A 5,805-nucleotide genomic window follows, 5' to 3' on the forward strand; every position below is an offset into this window, starting at 1 on the left:
CACCACCAGGGCACGCAATTTTTTATTGCGATGCCGATTACTGAAAAGTAAAACACCATCTTAATGTCAAAATGAATCAACACTACAAAATTTGGAGCGATACATCGGGTTCGAACCGATGACCTCAACCTTGGCAAGGTTGCGCTCTACCAACTGAGCTAGTATCGCATTTTCATTCTTAATATCTCTTAACTTATCAAGCTAAGAAAAAGAATGGAGGCGCCTCCCGGAGTCGAACCGAGGTCCACGGATTTGCAATCCGCTGCATAGCCACTCTGCCAAGGCGCCTTTTTTAATTCAACACTTTAGGGACTTAAGTAAGCCGCACCGCTGTGTTCGGGTGCCTACTTTACGGATTGAGGGGAGATAGTCAAACAAAAAAGTGAATTTAAATTCCGTTTGCTGACATTTAAATCAAATTGCTGCATGTTCGATCTCTTTAATCAAAAAACACACAGCAAAATCGAGTTAAACAAGATGTTCTAGCGCTACCACTTCTTCATGAAACGACCGACAAGACTCGGATGATACGCCCAGCAGTGGTCAAACATAGTCATAAGTTGAGGGTTGCCATACTTAGAAAGACTAACCGCATGGAAACGGTTTTTGTGTTCTTTCAACTTTTCAACCTGAGCAATCATTTCGTCTGATTGTTTCGGCGCAATAAAGTCAGAAAGTACGATTAAATCGGCATTCTTGTATTTATCACCCGTCATCAAATCAATCGACTTCATGAGAACAGGTTCCAAATCCGTACCGCCGTGGAATGAGTAACTTAAGAAGTCGCTCGCTTCACGCAGGCCATCTTGCCTTGTTAACTCATAGGTAATCTGCTCAGAAGAAAAAAGAATCACATAACAGTCTCTCTCTTCTGCAAGAGCAATTTGCATTAAGGCATAAGCCATTGCTTTAGCAGACTGCTCAGGGAAACCACTCATAGAACCCGAAGCGTCCACACAGACGATAAACGGGCCCTTTTCAATATCGATGTTCTTGCTATCTGGTTTTTGCGCCTTCACTTTGCGTAACGTGCGTGATTTACCTTGCGAGCGATAGCTCAGTAAACGCTTGTCGGCCAAGTGCTTGTAAAAGATAACCTCAAGTTCAGGATAAGCTAAGAACATGGTTTCGTTTGGCAGCATCTTGTTAAGGTCATCACTTTCATGAATCCCGACAATATCATCGACCGCTTCATCGCTTTTCTCTTCAACCACCTGCAATTCTTCTACAGGGGCTTTGTGTAGCGAAGGATCATCTTCCTCACCAGCCATACGGCCTAGCTTTTCAGCGATCTCTTGCAAGCCCTTGTGCTTATTCAAGAACTCAGCATGACGTTTCATGATGGTAAGGTCTGTTTTGCTTAATTTGGCAGAAGCCATGTCCCACAAGCGCCCTACACTGCCTTCATCACCCGACTCAGTCACTTTATCCATGTTTTTCATGGTTTCCATGCGCTGATAAAGATCGGCTAAGACTTTTTCTTTGCTTGTTTCAAGTTCAGTTACTTGAGCTTGTTTAATCGCATCAGAAAGTGATTGGTACCATTGGTCGCAAAAGTAGTGTGGAAACATCGCGTTATAAACACCCTTGTTGTTCTCCATAAGGCGTCGAGCTTGTAGATAAAACGCTGAGTGCCACTCGAGCTTTTTGATAACGCTGTCAATCTCATCAAAGAACTGAGGTTCATCCCAGTAAATCACTTCTTGATAAAGGGCGATTTCCTCTTGGAATCGATCAGTTTCACACACCTTGGTGACGCGTTTTTTTACTTTACCGCGCCATTTGACTAAGTGGTTTTTCACTGATGTTTTCACACCTTTGTTCTCTGCAGCCATCATGACTTGAGAACGAGCGATGAGATCATTCATCGCGGTATCAATGATTCCGGAATCAGCTACCATCAAAGCGAGGTTTAAGCCGTCTGCTCCTAACATATGCTCTCCTCTTACTCGAAGTACTGGCTCATAAACTTAATACGCTGAGCGATCTTGGCACTCTTCACTTTCGTGGTTTCAAGATCTTGCGTTACCGATTGCAAACTTGCTTCCATCGCTTTTGGTAAATCAGGGTCAATATAGTTATGAGGTAATGCATCATGGAATTCAGTACGAACGCGTTTTAACTTGAATTCAGCTTCAGTTAACTGTTCTAAGGCTTTCTCAGCGCCACTCAACCACTTGTTGTACAGTTCTTGGTCTAAACCGTCAGTAGTAACCACACTCACCAATACAGAGCGATTGGCGATGTCTTTAATCACTAATTGGTTTGATGCATCCAAGTCGAGTTTTAAACGGCATAGGTTTTTATTTTCGTTTACGTAACCGTAAATATCACCGTGACCTTCTTTAAGAACACGATCAAAATCGTCTTTGGCTACGTATACCCAACGGCTATCGCCTTTCTCAGATTCAGAAACCGACATGTTGCTTTGCAGCATAACCAGTTTCACTAGATTGTAAGCACTGCCCACGCTGTACATTTTCGCGTTCTTGATGTCATTCTGGTAAACATCTTTACGCAACAAGCCACTGGTTGACTCCATAGAAAGTGACACCGACAACGTTGATTCAACATCGTCTTGAATCTCTTCTAACTCTTCACGAGACATTTCAATTTGAGCTTTCGACTCTTGTTGATCAAACGCTCGGTTCAATGCAAAGTCTTTCACCACGCTACGAACCACATCACGTGATTCTGGGCTATGCCACAAACAATCTTGCAGAAGCATAATATCCAGCGGGTTCACGCTATCGCGACCACTGAAGAACGCACTCGCTTTCAATAGTTTAACGGCCTTCTTCCAGCGTCTGTCTGATACATACAATTCTGACTCTGAAGCAGAGCCTTGCTTCTTAACCGTCTCTTCAAGCATGGTTTTTAGTTCAAACAACTTATCAAACGAATTGTCTGTCAGTTCCAGCTTATCGAGCTCTTTCTGCCATTGATGGTATTCAATGTCCGTAATCGCCAAACCTTTTGGAATTACCGCTTCTTGAGAAGTACCCGTCGTCAGCATCGATTTGAAGTTTTGTTTGTTTTGAATACGGTTCACGAACACGCGTACCAACATACGGTCATAAAGTGCTTCCAAGCCGCTGTCTTCATCTGGAAGTTCGTTGGATGCCGATACTAGTAGACGCATCGGTACACGTTCAATATCACTGCCGTTTTTGAAAGTCTTTTCGTTAACGACAGTAAGTAGCGTGTTTAGGATTGCAGGGCCGGCTTTCCAGATCTCATCGAGGAAGACGACTTGTGCAGTTGGTAGGTAGCCTTCGGTTAGTCTTACGTAACGACCGTTGTCTTTTAATTCTTGGATACTTAGTGGGCCGAACACTTCCTCGGGAGTAGAGAAACGAGTCATCAAATATTCGAAATAGCTGCTGTTATCAAAAGCCTGAATGAGACGTTTCGCGATAAGGCTTTTTGCGATGCCCGGAGGGCCTAATAGAAACACGCTTTCACCAGCCAAAGCAGCCAGTAAACAAAGCTTAATCGTGTCTTCTCTTTCGTAGACACCATCAGACAGAGCATGCGCTAATTTATTGATTCTTTCAGAGAGTAGCGCCTTGTCAGCATGTGAAGAAATAGAAGGGTTCATGCGTTACTCCGAAAATCTTTGAACAGTTGAGAGTGTAGAATTGTTTTTATACATTTGTTAGCGCTTTGTTACAAGTGCATTTTATTATTGAGTTGCATTTATATCAGATGGTTACGTCGGTAATTTTGGCGCAATCATAGATTCCAATTATGAGAGTAACATCACGAACGGCGTGAAACTAAATCTAATACGAAACCTAATTTTTCTTTTATTTTCGACACCATAGACGTTATGGTGGTGCACGTCTTCCGTTATACGAAAAATTGGCAAGGAATGTGGCCAGACTGCATGAGTAAAGTTATCCATAAATGGAAAAGTATTTCTCTCATAGAGGAGAACGTGACGCTCCCTACGAACGTCGTGGTAAAACATACAACAATCAATCACCCTGGCGCGGCAGTTATTCTTCCTATCACTTCGTCTGGAAAAATCATCCTCATTAACCAGTTCCGCCCTTCTCTAAAGAAATGGCTTTTGGAACTACCCGCAGGCACGATGGAAATAGATGAGACACCTCTTCAATGTGCCCAACGCGAACTGGAAGAAGAAACAGGTTACAGTGCAACTTCTTTTCAAAGCTTGGGGCAAGTCACCCCTTTGGCTGGCTTCTGTGATGAGATACAACATCTGTTTGTCGCAAAAGACTTAAGCCTCACTACCCGCTTTGAATGCGATGACGATGAAGTAATAGAAGTGATCGAACTGAGTTTAGAAGAACTGCACGATAAAATACGACACGATCAAATCACTGATACCAAAACTATCGCTTGTTTAAGTAAAGCCCAACTATGTGGCCATCTATAGCCAATTATATGGCTACCTAAAGTACTCTAGGAGAGAAACATGGACTTTCGTTCTGATACCGTAACTAAACCTTCGCAAGCTATGCGTGACGCAATGGCAAACGCAGAAGTGGGCGATGATGTTTATGGCGATGACCCAACCGTCAACGAACTAGAACAGTGGGCAGCAAATGAGACAGGCTTTGAAGCGGCAATGTTTACCTCTTCAGGTACACAAGCCAACCTTCTTGGCTTAATGGCGCATTGTGAGCGTGGTGATGAATATCTGTGTGGCCAGCAGGCGCACAACTACAAATACGAAGCTGGCGGCGCTGCGGTCCTTGGTTCTATCCAACCTCAACCAATCGAGAATAACCCAGACGGTACTTTAGACTTTAAAAAGCTTGCCGCTGCGATTAAGCCCGACGACAGCCACTTTGCTCGTACCAAGCTTCTTAGTTTAGAAAACACGATCAATGGTAAAGTCCTGCCAATGTCTTATCTAGCGGAAGCACGTGAGTTCGTAAACCAACACGGCCTGCAAATGCACCTCGACGGCGCGCGCGTATACAATGCAGCAGTAGCACTGGATGTTCACATTAAAGAGATCGCACAACACTTCGATTCAATGACGATCTGTTTATCAAAAGGCTTAGGCGCGCCGATTGGCTCTCTACTTCTTGGTAGTAAAGAGTACATCGCTAAAGCACGCCGCCTACGTAAAATGGTGGGTGGCGGTATGCGTCAGGCAGGTATTCTTGCCGCAGCAGGGAAAATGGCGCTCACGGAGAACGTGGCTCAACTTAAAGCTGACCACGACAATGCAAAAAATCTAGCGATTGGCCTAAACAAGCTAGAAGGCTTTTCTGTTAACCCTGATTTCATCCAAACTAACATTGTGTTTGCTAAATTAGATGAGTCAGTAGATATCAACCGCATCGCAAGCGAGTTAAGTGAGCAAGACATTACTATGTCGCCTGGTAATCCAGTACGTTTTGTTACCCATAAAGATATCAGTTCAGAAGACATCGTTACTTTCCTAATAAAGCTAGAAAATGCGCTTTAACTCTTGACGAGATTAGCCTCTATAGCAATTGAGATTTGAGCTTCCCATAGGGGAAGCTTTATTTTTGAGCAAAATCATTAACCAACTCCACAGCCCAAATAGCCTTTGACACCTGCTAGTTTTCTCATAAACACACTTGATTGACTGGAACAGAACGCGATCTCGTTTTGGCCTATGAGAATACCTTCTAAGAATTATTCTCACATTTAAACGGCTTTGTTTCCTAATTGGATCTCAGATAGAAACGGCCAGTATGGGTGATTATTAGGCTATTTCTATCGTTTTAGGCATACCTAACCCTGTGAGCTTATTCAACGCTTTAATCATGGCGTAGGTTTCACCAACCTGAGCATTAT

The 5,805-nt window shown here is 43.4% G+C and carries 4 protein-coding genes and 2 tRNA genes; 2 read left to right on the forward strand and 4 right to left on the reverse strand.

The window, feature by feature from the left end; all coding sequences use genetic code 11:
• Positions 1-92: 92 nt before the first annotated feature.
• From AB4585_RS21800 to AB4585_RS21815, 4 genes are all read right to left on the reverse strand, one after another.
• Positions 93-168 (reverse strand) — tRNA-Gly (locus AB4585_RS21800).
• A 46-nt stretch (positions 169-214) separates the two neighbouring features.
• Positions 215-288, reverse strand: a tRNA-Cys gene (locus tag AB4585_RS21805).
• A gap of 200 nt (positions 289-488) precedes the next feature.
• Complete coding sequence (gene viaA, locus AB4585_RS21810; protein WP_017064542.1) at positions 489-1,934, reverse strand: ATPase RavA stimulator ViaA; 1,446 nt, start codon at positions 1,932-1,934, stop codon at positions 489-491.
• Between the two features lie 11 nt (positions 1,935-1,945).
• Positions 1,946-3,601: an ATPase RavA domain-containing protein gene (locus AB4585_RS21815; protein ID WP_017067123.1), complete on the reverse strand. Its 1,656-nt coding sequence runs from the start codon at positions 3,599-3,601 to the stop codon at positions 1,946-1,948.
• Positions 3,602-3,889: 288 nt separating this feature from the next.
• On the opposite strand from AB4585_RS21815, the gene AB4585_RS21820 reads away from it, so the two are divergent.
• Together AB4585_RS21820 and ltaE are read left to right on the forward strand one after the other, a co-directional pair.
• Positions 3,890-4,405 carry an NUDIX hydrolase gene (locus AB4585_RS21820; protein WP_017062564.1) on the forward strand — a complete coding sequence of 172 codons (516 nt, stop codon included), beginning with the start codon at positions 3,890-3,892 and terminating at the stop codon, positions 4,403-4,405.
• Between the two features lie 39 nt (positions 4,406-4,444).
• A complete protein-coding gene (gene ltaE, locus AB4585_RS21825; RefSeq protein WP_372150062.1) occupies positions 4,445-5,449 on the forward strand; it encodes a low-specificity L-threonine aldolase in 1,005 nt (334 codons plus the stop codon).
• Positions 5,450-5,805 lie beyond the last annotated feature (356 nt).

The organism is Vibrio sp. 10N.222.49.C9, from assembly GCF_041474985.1.
Taxonomy (GTDB): Bacteria; Pseudomonadota; Gammaproteobacteria; order Enterobacterales; family Vibrionaceae; genus Vibrio; species Vibrio crassostreae_C.